At 64.9% G+C, this 15,545-nt stretch carries 15 protein-coding genes; 1 reads left to right on the top strand and 14 read right to left on the bottom strand.

Translation table 11 applies throughout. The features are described from left to right. The first annotated feature begins 26 nt into the window (after window positions 1–26). Window positions 27–902, top strand: a complete 876-nt coding sequence (locus ACVJ5M_RS22610) for a hypothetical protein (protein WP_354100159.1) — start codon at window positions 27–29, stop codon at window positions 900–902. 13 nt (window positions 903–915) lie between these two features. Here ACVJ5M_RS22610 and mtnK read toward each other — a convergent pair whose 3' ends face one another. The 14 genes from mtnK to nuoG all read right to left on the bottom strand — a co-directional run bounded on the left by mtnK (window position 916) and on the right by nuoG (window position 15,545). Further along, window positions 916–2,202 (bottom strand): S-methyl-5-thioribose kinase, encoded by a 1,287-nt coding sequence (gene mtnK / locus ACVJ5M_RS22605; protein WP_354097706.1) that lies wholly within the window; start codon window positions 2,200–2,202, stop codon window positions 916–918. 89 nt (window positions 2,203–2,291) lie between these two features. Beyond that, complete coding sequence (locus ACVJ5M_RS22600; protein WP_014494873.1) at window positions 2,292–2,639, bottom strand: hypothetical protein; 348 nt, start codon at window positions 2,637–2,639, stop codon at window positions 2,292–2,294. A 36-nt stretch (window positions 2,640–2,675) separates the two neighbouring features. After that, the gene (locus ACVJ5M_RS22595) at window positions 2,676–2,951 is read right to left on the bottom strand and encodes a DUF1467 family protein (RefSeq protein WP_038943027.1); all 276 of its coding nucleotides are present in this window, start codon (window positions 2,949–2,951) and stop codon (window positions 2,676–2,678) included. An 11-nt stretch (window positions 2,952–2,962) separates the two neighbouring features. After that, window positions 2,963–3,367, bottom strand: coding sequence for a methylmalonyl-CoA epimerase (gene mce / locus ACVJ5M_RS22590; RefSeq protein ID WP_028149063.1), 405 nt, complete (start codon window positions 3,365–3,367; stop codon window positions 2,963–2,965). A 41-nt stretch (window positions 3,368–3,408) separates the two neighbouring features. Next, window positions 3,409–5,079, bottom strand: coding sequence for a ribonuclease J (locus ACVJ5M_RS22585; RefSeq protein WP_135216789.1), 1,671 nt, complete (start codon window positions 5,077–5,079; stop codon window positions 3,409–3,411). After that, window positions 5,079–5,885, bottom strand: coding sequence for a biotin--[acetyl-CoA-carboxylase] ligase (locus tag ACVJ5M_RS22580; RefSeq protein WP_354097707.1), 807 nt, complete (start codon window positions 5,883–5,885; stop codon window positions 5,079–5,081). Before ACVJ5M_RS22580 ends, ACVJ5M_RS22585 begins: the two co-directional genes overlap by 1 nt. A 1-nt stretch (window position 5,886) precedes the next feature. Further along, the gene (gene nuoN, locus ACVJ5M_RS22575) at window positions 5,887–7,323 is read right to left on the bottom strand and encodes an NADH-quinone oxidoreductase subunit NuoN (RefSeq protein ID WP_085400356.1); all 1,437 of its coding nucleotides are present in this window, start codon (window positions 7,321–7,323) and stop codon (window positions 5,887–5,889) included. A gap of 22 nt (window positions 7,324–7,345) precedes the next feature. Beyond that, window positions 7,346–8,854, bottom strand: a complete 1,509-nt coding sequence (locus tag ACVJ5M_RS22570; RefSeq protein WP_135216787.1) for an NADH-quinone oxidoreductase subunit M — start codon at window positions 8,852–8,854, stop codon at window positions 7,346–7,348. Continuing rightward, window positions 8,855–10,933: an NADH-quinone oxidoreductase subunit L gene (nuoL, locus tag ACVJ5M_RS22565; protein ID WP_354097709.1), complete on the bottom strand. Its 2,079-nt coding sequence runs from the start codon at window positions 10,931–10,933 to the stop codon at window positions 8,855–8,857. It abuts the gene before it with no gap. Between the two features lie 8 nt (window positions 10,934–10,941). Beyond that, window positions 10,942–11,250, bottom strand: coding sequence for an NADH-quinone oxidoreductase subunit NuoK (gene nuoK / locus ACVJ5M_RS22560; protein ID WP_008547737.1), 309 nt, complete (start codon window positions 11,248–11,250; stop codon window positions 10,942–10,944). Then, window positions 11,247–11,885, bottom strand: a complete 639-nt coding sequence (locus ACVJ5M_RS22555) for an NADH-quinone oxidoreductase subunit J (RefSeq protein WP_028149057.1) — start codon at window positions 11,883–11,885, stop codon at window positions 11,247–11,249. Before ACVJ5M_RS22555 ends, nuoK begins: the two co-directional genes overlap by 4 nt. Window positions 11,886–11,894: 9 nt before the next feature. Beyond that, window positions 11,895–12,383, bottom strand: coding sequence for an NADH-quinone oxidoreductase subunit NuoI (gene nuoI, locus ACVJ5M_RS22550; protein WP_027529879.1), 489 nt, complete (start codon window positions 12,381–12,383; stop codon window positions 11,895–11,897). Window positions 12,384–12,397: 14 nt separating this feature from the next. After that, a complete protein-coding gene (gene nuoH, locus ACVJ5M_RS22545) occupies window positions 12,398–13,465 on the bottom strand; it encodes an NADH-quinone oxidoreductase subunit NuoH (protein ID WP_063982981.1) in 1,068 nt (355 codons plus the stop codon). Window positions 13,466–13,469: 4 nt separating this feature from the next. Then, a complete protein-coding gene (nuoG, locus tag ACVJ5M_RS22540; RefSeq protein ID WP_354100158.1) occupies window positions 13,470–15,545 on the bottom strand; it encodes an NADH-quinone oxidoreductase subunit NuoG in 2,076 nt (691 codons plus the stop codon).

Below are 15,545 nucleotides of genomic sequence, written 5' to 3'. Positions count from 1 at the left end.
TCTGAGCCCCAGGGATCACGGAAAAAATGAATCGCCGAACGCTAGGTATCTTGCTCGCGGGCGGACTGCTCGCCGCCACGGCCGTGCTGGCAAGCCCGGTCGCGGCCAGCCTCGGCCGGTACAGCGAGGCGGACAGCATCCGGTTCAGCTGGAGTCGCACCATCGGCGTGAACGACTATCTTGACGAAACGTGGTGGGCGGTCCGGGGCCATGACACTCCGGACAATTTCGTCGAACGACTGCTGAGCATCCCCGTCAGAGCGGTCGCACGGGGCGCAGGTGCGGGTTTCGAAGCCAGGGTTTCCCAGGGCACCGGTCTGCCACTGCCCGAGAGCTGGAGCATCGCTACGGCGAAGAATTCGCCGTTCATCGCGTCAGTCTACGCCGAGACCCCGCGCGATCTCACGGCGGTGCTCGGCTTCTATCGTGCCGAGCTCGGCAAGCGTGGCTGGATCGAGACGGTGGTCGAACCAGACCGGGCCGTGATCACCTTCACGACGGCCCGTGGACCGGTCCTGCTCCGGCTTTCCCGTCAGGACGACAGGACAATCGCCGAACTTTCGCTGCGCAAGCCGGGTATCGCGAATGCCGGCCTCCTGCCGAGACCGAGGCAGGCAAAGCTGATGCTCGGCAACAAGTCGGACGAGGCGGCGGTCATCACCGTCGCCGACCAGACCATCAAGCTGGCGGCGCACGCCGGCGAGAAACTGGCGCACTCCGACTCCGCCGCAGCCGAAATACCTGACGGCCAAAAGATCGATCTGCCGCCCGGCAAGTACAAGGTCACCCTCAAGGTCGAGGGCGGCACGACGCAGAGCCGGGAGTTCGAGGTCACGGCCAACGAGACCTGGGGTCTGCTGGCCGGCACGGACGGCGTCCTGCTGCCGATGCGGCTTTATTGATGCGCATCGGCCCCTAGCCGTCGGCAAACTCCGGCATCCAGTCCCGCAGCTTTCGTGCGGCGCCGGTGACGTCGGCGATCGTCCCAAATGCCCCCGTCTCCACCATCATGGCCCGCGCCAGCCGCACGGCGCGGGCTTCGCTGATCGCGCGCTTCTTCGGGTCCTCGATCAGCTCGAAGTCGATGTTGTGGGCGAGGCCGAAGATACGGCGTAGGGTTTTGGCGGCGGCGAAGCCGACGGTGTCGGCGAACAGCCGCTGCATGTAAGCCTGCCGCTCGGCTTCCAGGCATGCGGCGCCCTTCTCGCCGGCGAAGAGCGTGACCGGATAGGCGTCGCCGGTGGCGCCAGCGCGCCAGAGATCGAGGAACTTGCGGGCGAACTCGTTCCAGACCTTCTCGACCGTCTCCAGCACCCAGCTTTCGAACGCCTGCCGCTCGCCCGGCGTACGCTCGTGACCGGCCGAGGCAAAATAGGCCATCAGGAGGTTCGCGAGCACGGCGCCGACGTCGAATCCCATCGGGCCGTAGAACGCGAATTCGGGGTCGATCACGCGCGTCTGGCTCTCCGTCACCATGATCGAGCCGGTGTGGAGATCGCCGTGGAGCAGCGCCTCCGGGCTTGCCATGAACTTCAGCTTCAGGCGGGAGATCGCGACGTGCAGGTCCATGTCGTCGCGCAACTCTGTGGCCAGGCCGTCGAGATAAGGCGCGGTCCAGCGGTTCTGCTCGGCAATGCGGTAGGGATCGGTGAAGATCAGGTCCTCGGTGATCTTGCAGAGCGCGTGGTTGCCGGCGAAGGCCGCGATGCCCTGCTTCTTCTCGGCCGCCGACAGGGCGAGGTCGGAGGTGAAGAACAGGGTGCGCGCCATGAAGGTGGTGATGTCGTCCACGAAACCGGGATATTGCGTTGCGGCGATCATCCCCTTGCGCATGATGATGTGGGGCTCGAGCAGCTCCATCACCGTCAGCGCCAGTGTCTCGTTGTGGTGCAGCAGGGCCGGCACGAGGCCGGGCGCGAGTTCGGCCTGCTTCGACAAGGCGAGATACTCGTAATGGGCCCGCGACAGCGGCAGCGGCCAGCTCTCGCCGACGAGGCGGACGTAGGGCAGCGCCTGCTTCACCGCGACGCCGCCGCGCGCGCCCTTGACGATGAAGACGAGATTGAGATTGCCGTCGCCGACCTCGGTGATGCCCCAGGCGGCCGGCTCGCCGCCGAGGAGTGCCTTCAGGTCGGCTATGCCCGCGAGATAGTCCCGCAAGGCCGCCTCATGCAGAATCCGGTAGTCCCCCGCGTCGGCCATGACGATCCCACCCCATGATATTTGAGCACGATCTTATCGGAAAACCGCTTCGCACTTTTCCGGATCATGCTCTTGGCATGGCCGGATCGTTACTCCCGCTCCAGGAAGCTCGAGCCGATCTCGGCCTTTCTTTTGATGGGATCGTAATCACAATAGACGCTGTCCGCCACCAGCGTGTAGCTGGCGCTGACGGTGTATTTGTCCAGCTTGACCGAGTTCAGGCCGATCACCGAGGTGCTCTTGCCCCCGTTCCACTTGAACGGCGTCGAGCTCTTGGCCTGCTCGCAGGCCATCACGGCTTCGTTGAAGACAGAGCCCTCGACGAACGCCTTCAGCGTTCGGACCTGCACGGCCATCTTCCACTCGAAATAGCCGATGGCGCCAAGGCCGGCGACGATCAACACCAGAAGCGCGATGACGATCCGCTGAAAAGTCATTCGTTTCCCCCAAAACAATATTGCCGGCAAAAACGTCTAGAACGGCATTCCCATCAATTTTGACAAGCGTTCGATCGAAAGATAGCCGGCATGATAGGCGGCTATGCCGATCCCGTAGATGATCGCCGAGATGATCGTGGTCCAGATCAGCTTGCCTCTCATCCGCGTCAGGACCGGTGCGCCGGGGTCGGTGCCGGGCGCGCCGACGCCGTCCTCGTGCTGGCTGCGCACGCCGAACGGCAGCGTCAGAAACAGCGCGATCCACCAGATGACGAAGTAGATCGCAAGCGCGGTCGATATCTGGATGGCCATGATCCGACGCCCTACGCCTGCTCGATTTCGACCAGCGCCCCGGAAAAGTCCTTCGGGTGCAGGAACAGCACCGGCTTGCCGTGGGCGCCGATCTTCGGCACGCCGTCGCCGAGCACCCGCGCGCCCTCCTTCACCAGCGTGTCACGCGAGGCGATGATGTCGACGACCTCGTAGCAGATGTGATGGATGCCGCCGTCGGCATTGCGCTCGAGGAACTTCGCGATCGGCGAGGCCTCGCCGAGCGGCTCGATGAACTCGATCTTGGTATTGGGCAGCGTCGCGAACACGGTGGTGACGCCATGCTCGGGCAGCGCGACCGCCTCCGAGATCTGCGCCCCGAACGCCGCGCCATAGATCTTGGCGGACTTGACGGCGTCCTTGGTCGCGATCGCGACATGGTTGAGGCGACCCAGCATGTTTCTTCTCCCTCAGCGCATGATCCGAAGACCATGCTCAACTACACCGTCAGGACGTGTACCAGACAGGGGGGCTTTTTGCCCCAATGTTCGTTGATGACGGCCCGGACAGCGCGTCGCACCGACTCAGCCAGGGCATCCGCATCGCGGCGGCGGGCCTTCGGCAGGCCCTCGATGGTGGAGACCACGGCATCGAAGACGAGGTCGTCGAAGGGCTCGCCGTCCCGGTTCTTCTCGGGAATGCCGACGAGATCGACCTCGGGATCGTCGGCAAGCTCGCCCTGCTCCGTCATCGCGACCGCGACGAAGGCGCAGCCGGAGAAAGCCATGCGGCGACGCTCGACCACGGCGCGGGACTTGGAGTCCTCCAAGATCGTGCCGTCCTTGTAGATCCGGCCGGAGGGCACTTCGCCGATGATGCCGGGATCACCCGGGCCGAGCTTGATCAGGTCGCCGTTGCGAACGACCAGGACGCGCGGCACGCCGGCGGCGCGCGCGAGCTTGGCATGCTCGTTCAGGTGCAGCGCCTCGCCATGGACGGGGATCAGGAGCTGCGGCTTGGTCCAGGCGATCATGTCGCGCAATTCGTCGCGGCGGGGATGGCCGGAGACGTGGACCAGATGGTCGCGGTCGGTGAGGACCTCGACGCCCTGCAGCACCAGATTGTTGATGATCGAGCCGACGGCCTTCTCGTTGCCCGGGATGGTGCGGGAGGAGAAGATCACGCTGTCGCCGCGGTTGAGCGTGATCTCGGGATGATCGTCATTGGCGATGCGCGCCAGCGCCGCGCGCGGCTCGCCCTGGCTGCCGGTGCACAGCGCCAGCACCTTGTCCTGCGGAAGATGGCCGTAGACCTCGGGCGAGCGGAAGTTCTGCACGCCGTCGAGATAACCGGTCTCGCGCGCGACCTGCACCACGCGCTCCATGGCGCGGCCGACCACGACGACCTCGCGATCGGCAGCCCTGGCCGCGGCAGCGACGGCCTTGATGCGCGCGACGTTGGAGGCGAAGGTCGTCACCGCGACGCGGCCCTTGGCGGCCTTGACCAGATCGATGATGGTTCGCGCGACCTCGGCTTCCGAGGGCGAGCGGCCGTCACGCACGGCGTTGGTGGAATCGCCGATCAGGGCGAGCACGCCCTCCTCGCCCAGTTCGCGCAGCCGCTTCTCGTCGGTCGGGCTCCCGAGCGTCGGGGTCGGGTCGATCTTCCAGTCGCCGGTGTGCAGCACCGTGCCGACGTCAGTGTGGATCGCCAGCGCGTGCGCTTCCGGGATCGAATGCGCGACGGGAATGAACTCGACGTTGAACGGGCCGATATCGACGCGGCCGCCCGACGGCACCACCGTCACCGGGATTTTCGGCGCGTTGCGCTCGGCGGCGCATTTGGCCTCGAACAGCGCCGCGCTGAACTGCGTGGCATAGATCGGGCATTTCAGCTTCGGCCAGAGGTCGATGATGGCGCCGAAATGGTCCTCATGGGCATGGGTGAGCACGAGACCCATCAGGTTCTTGCGTTCCTTCTCCAGGAAGCTGATGTCGGGCATGATCAGGTCGATGCCCGGCAGATGCTCCTCGTCGCCAAAGGAGACGCCGAGATCGACCGCCAGCCAAGCGCGCTGCTGACGGTTGCCGAGGCCGTAGATCGACAAATTCATGCCGATCTCGCCGACGCCGCCGAGCGGCGCAAATACCAGTTCGTCAGGCTTCGCCATCACGCAGCTCCCACGGAGGCGGCCGAACCGAAGAACACCTCGCCGGCCGCCACCGGGAGGCGTCGGCCGTCAACGGTGCGGACGATCAGGCAGCCGGTGTCGTCGATGGTGTCGAAAATGCCTTCCAGCGTCATCGTTCCCGTGTTGATCGCGACCCGTTCGCCGAGGCCGCAGGCGCGTTCCAGCCAGAGTTTGCGGATCTCCGCAAAGCCGCGGCCATTGTCCCAGATGCCGAGGAACTCGACCCAGGCGTCCGACAGCGCCGAGAACAGCTCTTCCGCGCTGATCTGGACGCCGAGTGCGGCCAAAGACACGGCCGGCGTCGGCGTGCCCTCCGGCGCCGCCGCGACGTTGGTGCCGATGCCGACGACGACGGCGAGGCGATCGCCGATGGCCTCGGCTTCGAGCCCAATGCCGACCAGCTTCTTGCCGCCCGCGAGGACGTCATTCGGCCATTTCAGGGCGTATCTGGGCCTGTCAGGACCAAGCCGGAGCGCGGCCTCGAGGCTGACCTTCTCCAGGGCAGCCTCTTCCGCAAGCCCCGCCGCAAACCCGATGGTGGCGGCAACCGCAGGCGCAATATCCAGCAACTCGAGGACGCTCGCGGCGAGATTGCCCTTTGGCGCGATCCAGGCGCGCTGGCGGCGGCCACGACCGGCGGTCTGGTCGGAGGTGACGAACCACATCGGACCGCGTTCGCCGGCCCGCGCGTGCTCGATGGCGTCGGTGTTGGTCGAGCCGGTCCGTTCGAAAGCTGCGAGCTTGTAGCCCGCCGAGAGTGCGCGAGGACCGAGCGCGAACCCCATCCTAAAACAGCGACTTTGCCGCGGCGGAGGCGACGCTCACCACCGGGCCCGCGAACAGCGCGAAGAGGATGTTGAACAGGCCAAAGACAGCCAGCACAGTCTTCACCTCGACGCGCACCGGATCGACCTGACCGGCCGGCTCGTCGAAGTACATCGTCTTGACGATGGTCAGGTAGTAGTAGGCGCCCACGACGCTGGTCAACACGCCGATGACGGCGAGCGTGAACAGGTTCGCCTTGATGGCGGCGACGAAGACGTACCATTTGGCGAAGAAGCCGGCGAGCGGCGGGATTCCGGCGAGCGAAAACAGCAGCATCGCGAACATGAAGGCGAGCAGCGGATTGGTCCGCGACAGACCGGCGAAATCGCTGATCTTCTCGACGGCCTGGCCGTTGCGCTTCATCGCCAGAATGACCGAGAACGAGCCGAGCGTCATCGCCACATAGATCACGATGTACATCAAGACGCCCTGCGCGCCCTCGACCGTGCCGGAGGCGAGGCCGACCAGGGCAAAGCCCATGTGGCCGATCGAGGAATAGGCCATCAGGCGCTTGATGTTGGACTGGCCGATCGCGGCGAAAGAGCCGAGCGCCATCGAGGCGATCGCCACGAACACCAGGATCTGCTGCCACTGCGAGACGATGCCGGGGAACGCGGTCAGCGTGACGCGCGTGAAAACGGCGAGCGCGGCCACCTTCGGCGCCGAGGCGAAGAAGGCGGTGACCGGCGTCGGCGCGCCCTCGTAGACGTCAGGCGTCCACATGTGGAACGGCACGGCCGAGACCTTGAAGCAGAGGCCGGCGAGCAGGAAGACCAGGCCGAACACCAGGCCGATATTCGAGACCGTCGCGGCCGCCGCGATGCCGGTGAAGCTGACCGTGCCGGTGAAGCCGTAGACCAGCGAGGAACCGTAGAGCAGCATGCCCGAGGACAGCGCGCCGAGCACGAAGTACTTCAGGCCGGCTTCGGTCGACTTGGCGTTGTCGCGGTTCGAGGCCGCCACGACGTAGAGCGCGAGCGACATCAGCTCGAGGCCGAGATAGAGCGAGATCAAGTCGCCGGCCGAGATCAGCACCATCATGCCGAGCGTCGAGAGCAGCACCAGGATCGCGTATTCGAAGATCCGGCGCGACGGGTCCGACAGGAACTCGGTCGACAGCACCAGCGTCACCGCCGAGCCGATCAGGGCCAGGATCTTCATGAAGCGGGCAAAATCGTCGACGATGAAGCTGCCGCCGAAGGTGACGTGCTTGCCCGCAGGCTGTGCGTAGACGAGCACGCCGACCACGACCAGCAGCAGGACCGAAAGCGTCGTGACGGTCCTGGTGGTCTCCTGCCCGCGATAGGCCCCCAGCATCAAGAGTGCCATGGCGCCGACCGCGAGCACAATCTCGGGCAGCACCGGCGCCAGTTGATAACCTGCAGTCTCAAAGCTCATGGCGATATCCTGACCTGCCCGATCACTGGAGCAGTGCGGCGGCCTTCACGGCCGTCACAGCGGTGTTGTAATTATTGACGAGTTGCTGGACCGAGACGGCCGACATGTCGAGCACCGGCTTCGGATAGACGCCGAACAGGATCGTCAGCGCGATCAGCGGGAACAGCGTCACGCACTCGCGGAAAGTGAGATCCTTCATGCTCGCCAGCGACGGCTTGACCAGCGCCCCGAACACGACCTTGCGGTACAGCCACAGCGCGTAGCAGGCCGACAGGATCACGCCGAAGGTCGCGAAGAACGCGGTCGGGATCGAGACCTTGAAGGTGCCGAGCAGCGTCATGAACTCGCCGACGAAGCCGGAGGTGCCGGGCAGACCGACATTGGCCATGGTGAAGATCATGAAGGTCAGCGCGTAGAGCGGCATCCGGTTGACGAGGCCGCCATAGGCCGCGATCTCGCGGGTGTGCATGCGGTCGTAGACGATGCCGACGCAGAGGAACAGCGCGCCGGAGACGATGCCGTGCGAGATCATCTGGAACACGCCGCCGGCGACGCCCTGCATGGTGCCGGCGAAGATGCCCATGGTGACGAAGCCCATATGCGCCACTGACGAGTACGCGATCAGCTTCTTCATGTCCTCCTGCATCAGCGCCACCAGCGAGGTGTAGATGATCGCAATCGCGGAGAGCGTGAAGATCAGCGGCGCGAAGTCGTGCGAGGCCAGGGGGAACATCGGCAGCGAGAAGCGCAGGAAGCCATAGCCGCCCATCTTCAGCAGGATCGCGGCCAGAACCACCGAGCCCGCGGTCGGCGCCTCGACGTGGGCGTCGGGGAGCCAGGTGTGCACCGGCCACATCGGCATCTTCACCGCGAACGACGCGAAGAAGGCGAGCCACGCCCAGGTCTGCAGGGATCGCGGCACGGCGGTGTGCATCAGGGTCGGGATGTCGGTGGTGCCGCCGTTCCAGTACAGCGCCATGATGGCGAGCAGCATCAGCACCGAGCCGAGCAGCGTGTAGAGGAAGAACTTGAACGACGCGTAGACCCGGCGCGGACCGCCCCAGACGCCGATGATCAGGAACATCGGGATCAGGCCGCCCTCGAAGAACAGGTAGAACAGCACGAGATCGAGCGCCGAGAAGGTGCCGATCATCAGCGTTTCCAGGATCAGGAACGCCATCATGTATTCGCGGACGCGGTTGGTGATCGCCTTCCAGCTCGCGATGATGCAGAACGGCATGATGGCGGTGGTCAGGATCACCAGCGGCAGCGAGATGCCGTCGACGCCCATGTGGTAGGTGATGCCGGTGGCGAGCCAGTTCGCCTTCTCGACGAACTGGAAGTCGGCGCTCGACGGATCGAAGCGCATCACCAGGATCACCGACACCGCGAAGGTGATCAGCGTGGTCCACAGCGCGATCCAGCGCGCATTGCGCCGGGCCGCCTCGTCATCGCCTCGGCTGAGATAGACGATCAGCGCGCCAACCAGCGGCAGGAACGTCGTGACCGAAAGGATTGGCCAGGTTGTCATTTACTGGCCTCCAAAGCCGAACATGAACCAGGTGATCAGGCCGGCGGCGCCGATCAGCATGGCGAACGCGTAGTGATAGAGATAGCCGGTCTGGATCTTCACCACGTTGCGGGTGACGTCCAGCACGCGGGCCGAGATACCGTCGGGGCCGAGGCCGTCGATGATGAAGCCATCACCCTTCTTCCAGAGCTGATAGCCGATCCACTTCGCCGGGCGGACGAAGATGAGATCGTAGAGCTCGTCGAAGTACCATTTGTTGAGCAGGAACTGGTACAGCATCGGCTGCGTGTTCGCGAGCTCGACCGGCAGATACGGCCGGCGGATATAGAACAGGTACGACACCAGGAAGCCCAGCACCATCATCACCGTCGGCAGGATGGCGATGGTCTCGGGGATGTGGTGCATCTCCTCGATGATGTGCGGGTTCATCTTCACGGACTCGCGGAAGAACTCCTCGACGCCGTGACCGGCGAACAGCTCCTTGAACGGGAAGCCCGCGACGATCGAGCCGACCGCGAGAACGCCGATCGGGATCAGTATCCAGAGCGGAGCCTCATGCGCGGCCTCGTAGTGATGCTCGTCATGGGGCTCGCCGTGGAAGGTCTTGAAGATCAGGCGCCAGGAGTAGAACGAGGTCAGGCCGGCGGCGACGACCGTCATCAGGAAGCCGTACATCGCGAACGGATTATGCGAGGCGTAGGCGGACTCGATGATGGCGTCCTTGGAGAAATAGCCCGCCGTGAGCGGGAAGCCCGTGAGCGCCAGCGTGCCGATCACCATCACCGCATAGGTGTAGGGGATCTTGCGCCAGAGGCCGCCCATGTTGCGGATGTCCTGCTCGTGGTGCATCGCGTAGATCACCGAGCCGGAACCCAAGAACAGCAGCGCCTTGAAGAAGGCGTGCGTGAACAGGTGGAACATGCCGACCGAATAGGCCCCTGCTCCCATCGCCACGAACATGTAGCCGAGCTGCGAACAGGTCGAGTACGCGACGATGCGCTTGATGTCGTTCTGGACGAGGCCGATGGTCGCGGCGAAAAACGCCGTGGTGGCGCCGAAGAACATCACGACGGCCTGCGCGTTCGGGGCGAGCTCGAACAGCGGCGACAGGCGCGCCACCATGAACACGCCGGCGGTGACCATGGTCGCGGCGTGGATCAGCGCGGAGACCGGGGTCGGGCCTTCCATCGCGTCCGGCAACCAGGTGTGCAGCAGGAACTGCGCCGACTTGCCCATCGCGCCCATGAACAGCAGGAGGCAGGTCAGGGTCAGCGCGTCGGCGTGCCAGCCGAGGAAGTCGATGGTCTTGCCGGTCAGGCTCGGAGCTGCATGGAAGATGGTCTCGAAATCGGTCGAGCTCGTCAGCATGAAGATCGCGAAAATGCCGAGCGCGAAGCCGAAATCGCCGACGCGGTTGACCACGAAGGCCTTGATCGCCGCCGCGTTCGCCGACGGCTTCTGGTACCAGAAGCCGATCAGGAGATAGCTGGCGAGACCCACGCCTTCCCAGCCGAAGAACAGCTGCACGAGGTTGTCGGCCGTCACCAGCATCAGCATGGCGAAGGTGAACAGCGAGAGATAGCCGAAGAAGCGCGGCCGATACGGATCCTCGTCCATGTAGCCGATGGAATAGAGGTGCACGAGCGAGGACACGGTCGTCACCACCACCAGCATCACGGCGGTGAGCGTGTCGACCCGCAGCGTCCAGTAGACCTGGAGGTCGCCAGACATGATCCAGGGCAACAGCGGAATGCGCATGTCGTGGTGCATGAAGCCGACATCGACCAGCGTCATCCAGGACAGCGCCGCCGAGACGAACAGCAGCGCGGTCGTGATCAGCTCGGCGCCCCGCGAGCCCGCGGCCGGCGGCTCGACCGGGCCATGGCCGTGGTCATCGTGAGCGTGATCGTCGTGACCATGGTCGTCATGGGCCGCCGACGCATGCGCGTCGCCGTGGCCATGATCGCCGTGATGCTCGACCTCATCGCCCGAGGGGTTGCGGGCATGCGCGCCGAACAGCGCGATCAGGCCAGCAAGGATGGCGCCCAGCAGAGGCAGAAAGACAATCGCCTGAACCATGACTGAGCTCAGCCCTTCATCAGATTGACGTCCTCAACCGCGATCGAGCCGCGGTTGCGGAAATAGACCACCAGGATGGCGAGACCGATCGCGGCTTCCGCAGCCGCAACCGTCAGCACCAGCAATGCGAAGACCTGGCCGACGATGTCGCCGAGGAAGGTCGAGAATGCCACGAGGTTGATGTTGACCGAGAGCAGGATCAGCTCGATCGACATCAGGATGACGATGATGTTCTTGCGGTTCAGGAAGATGCCGAGGATCCCGAGCGTGAACAGGATCGCGCCGACCGCCAGATAATGTCCGAGCCCGATCGTCATTTCACCCACTCCGCCGCGTCGCTGTCCTGGAGCCCCTGCCCCGACGCCACCTTGCGCATCGCCATCGCCATCTCGGGCGTGCGTGCATTTTGAACGTTGATGTCCTGTCGCTTCACGTTCGCCTTGTGGCGCAGCGTCAGCACGATGGCGCCGATCATGGCGACCAGCAGCACCATGCCCGCGAGCTGGAAGTAGTGGATGTACTTCGTATAGAGCACGAGCCCGAGCGCCTCGGTGTTGCTGACATTGGTCGGGATCGCCGCCGTGATCGTCTTGGAGACGCCGGGGTTGATGACCCAGAAGCCGACGGTGAGCAGCAGTTCGAACAGGAAGATGCCGCCGATCACGAGGCCCACCGGCAGGTACTCGATGAAGCCCTCGCGCAGCTCGAGGAAGTCGACGTCGAGCATCATGATCACGAACAGGAACAGCACCGCGACGGCGCCGACGTAGACGACGATCAGGATCATCGCGAGGAATTCGGCGCCCATCAGCACGAACAGGCCGGAGGCGTTGACGAAGGCCAGGATCAGGTACAGCACGGAGTGCACGGGATTGCGCGAGACAATCACCATCACCGCCGAGGCGACGCAAACGCCGGCGAAGAGATAGAAGAACAGCGCGGGAAGGATCATGCTCTCATCTCACCGGTACGGCGCGTCGAGCTCGATCGCTTTCGCGATCTCGCGTTCCCAGCGGTCGCCATTGGCGAGCAGCTTGGCCTTGTCATAGAACAGTTCCTCGCGGGTCTCGGTCGCGAATTCGAAGTTCGGACCTTCGACGATGGCGTCGACCGGACAGGCCTCCTGGCAGAGGCCGCAATAGATGCACTTCACCATGTCGATGTCGTAGCGCACGGTGCGGCGGGTGCCGTCGTTGCGACGCGGGCCGGCCTCGATGGTGATGGCCTGCGCTGGGCAAATGGCTTCGCACAGCTTGCAGGCGATGCAGCGCTCTTCGCCGTTCGGATAGCGGCGCAGCGCATGCTCGCCGCGGAAGCGCGGCGAGATCGGGCCCTTCTCGAAGGGATAGTTCAGCGTCGGCTTCGGCTGGAAGAAATAGCGCATGGCGAGGAAGAACGCCGAGACGAATTCCGACAGCAGGAGCGAGCGTGCAGTGGCGTTGATGTTGATACCCATGACGGCCCTCACTTCGGCGCGATGCCGGCGAAATGCAGCACACCGGCCACCACGACCACCATCGCCAGCGACAGCGGCAGGAACACCTTCCAGCCGAGGCGCATCAATTGGTCGTAGCGGTAGCGCGGCACGATCGCCTTTGCCATCGCGAACAGGAAGAACATGAAGAACACTTTGAGCGAGAACCAGATGATCCCCGGCACCCAGTTGAAGGGCGGCAGATCCACCGGCGGCAGCCAGCCTCCGAGGAACAGGATCGTCGCCAGCGCGCACATCGTGACGATCGCGACATACTCGCCGAGCATGAACAGCAGATACGGCGTCGAGCCGTATTCGACCATGAAGCCGGCGACGAGCTCTGATTCAGCTTCCACGAGGTCGAACGGCGGACGGTTGGTTTCCGCCAACGCCGAGACGTAGAAGATCACGAACATCGGGAACAGCGGCCACACATACCAGTTCAGGATGGTGAGCTGCGGCAACCCGATCAGGCTGGCAAGGCCACGGGCATGCTGGGCCTCGACCACGGCCGACAGGTTCAGCGTGCCGGCGCAGAGCAGCACCGTGATGATGACGAAGCCGATCGAGACCTCGTAGGACACCATCTGCGCCGCCGAGCGCAGCGCGGCCAGGAACGGGTATTTCGAGTTCGACGACCACCCGGCCATGATGATGCCGTAGATCGACAGCGACGAGATCGCGAAGATGAAGAGCACGCCGACATTGATGTCGGAGATCACCCAGCCGAGATTGGTCGGGATCACCGCCCAGGCGGCGAGCGCGAGCACGCATGAGACCAAGGGAGCAAGGAGAAACACGCCCTTGTTGGCGCCGGACGGGATGATCGGCTCCTTCAGCACGAACTTCAGCAGGTCGGCGAAGGACTGCAGCAGGCCCCAGGGGCCGACCACGTTCGGGCCACGGCGGATCTGCACCGCCGCCCAGATCTTGCGGTCGGCAAGCAGGATGTAGGCGATCGCGACCAGCAGGACGACGAGCACCAGGACGCTCTCCGCGACCATGATGATCAGCGGCCAGAGGAAGCCGGTCCAGAATGCGCTTTCGAAGAATTCCATCGGCTCACTCCGCTGCGGTCAGCATCTGCCCGGAGGCAAGCCGCGAGCATTCCGCCATCACGGCGGACGCACGCGCGATTGGGTTGGTCAAATAGAAGTCCTCGATCGCCGGCTTGAACGGCGCCTTCTCCGGCGAGCCGCCCTTCCCCGCCAGCTTCTTGATCTGGTCGGCGGCGCCGGCCTCGATCTGGTCGAGACGGATCAGATGCGGCACGGCCTTGAAGATCGCTTGGCGCAGCGCCGACAGCGAGTCGTAGCCGAGCTTCTTGCCGAGCGCCTCCGACAGCGCGCGCACGATCGCCCAGTCCTCGCGGGCTTCGCCCGGCGGGAACGTGGCACGGCCGGTCATCTGCACGCGGCCTTCGGTGTTGACGTAGATCGCGGACTTCTCGGTGTAGGCAGCCGACGGCAGGATGACGTCGGCGCGATGCGCGCCGCGGTCACCATGGGTGCCGATATAGACGACGAAGGTGCCGTCCGACGGCTTGATCTCGTCGGCGCCGAGCAGGAACAGCAGGTCCAGCGTGCCGAAGGTCGTCATCTGCGCCGCGTTCAGCCCGCCCGCACCGGCGACAAAGCCGATATCGAGCGCACCGACGCGCGAGGCGGTCTCGTGCAGCACGGCAAAGCCGTTCCAGCCGTCCTTCACCGCGCCGACATCGAGCGCAAGCTTGGCGGCGGCGGCGAGAATGGCAGCGCCGTCGTGACGCGAGGCTGCGCCCGCGCCGACCAGGATGATCGGGTTCTTGGCGTTCTTCAGCACGTCCATGAAGGAATGCTTGCCGGCCGCGAGCTCGCCGAGCGTCTCGGTGCCCGCACCCAGATGATCATAGTCGTAGGTCAGGTCGACCTTGGCGCCGATCACGCCGACCTTGAAGCCGCCGGCACGCCAGCGCTTGCGGATGCGGGCGTTGAACACGGCCGCTTCCTTGCGCGGATTGGCGCCGATGATGAGCAGCGCATCGGCCTGCTCGACGCCGACCAGCGTCGGATTGAAGATGTAGGAGCCGCGGCCGAGCGCGGGATCGAAGGCGTCGCCGCCCTGCACCGTCAGATTGCCCGAGCCGTACTTGGCGAGCAGGTCCTTCAGCGCGAACATCTCTTCGACGCCGGCGAGGTCGCCGGCGATCGCGCCGATGCGCTTGCCGTCGGTGCGCGCCGCCTTCGCGGCGATCGCGGCAAAGGCTTCCGGCCAGCTCGCCGCCCGCAGCTTGCCGGCTTCGCGGATATAGGGCCGGTCGAGACGCTGGGTGCGCAGGCCGTCTACGACGTGGCGGGTTTTGTCGGAGATCCACTCCTCGTTCACGGCCTCGTTGATGCGCGGCAGCACGCGCATCACCTCACGGCCACGGGTGTCGACGCGGATCGCCGAGCCGATGCCGTCCATGACATCGATCGACTGGGTCTTGCCGAGCTCCCACGGGCGTGCCGCAAAAGCATAGGGCTTCGAGGTCAGCGCGCCGACCGGGCAGATGTCGACGAGATTGCCCTGCAATTCGGACGTCAGCGCGTGCTCGAGATAGGTCGTGATCTCCATGTCCTCGCCGCGGCCGGTGGCGCCCATCTCGGGCGCGCCGGCGACTTCCGCCGAGAAGCGGACACAGCGCGTGCACTGGATGCAGCGGTTCATCGAGGTCTTGACCAGCGCGCCGAGGTACTTGTCCTCGACGGCGCGCTTGTTCTCGGCGAAGCGGCTGGTGTCGACACCATAGCCCATCGCCTGGTCCTGAAGGTCGCACTCGCCGCCCTGGTCGCAGATCGGGCAGTCCAGCGGATGGTTGATGAGAAGGAATTCCATCACGCCTTCGCGCGCCTTCTTCACCATCGGCGAACGCGTGGAGATTTCCGGCGGCTCGCCCTTGGGGCCCGGACGGCAATCGCGCACGCCCCAGGCGCAGCTTGCGACCGGCTTCGGGCCGCCCTTCACTTCGACGAGGCACATCCGGCAATTGCCGGCGATCGACAGCCGCTCGTGATAGCAGAAGCGCGGAATCTCGGCGCCCGCGGCTTCGCACGCCTGGAGCAGCGTGTACTCGGCGGGGACATCGATCTCTTTTCCGTCGATGATGAGCTTGGTCAT

This window comes from Bradyrhizobium sp. S3.7.6 (genome assembly GCF_054061875.1).
This window is presented reverse-complemented; position numbering and strand designations above follow the sequence as displayed.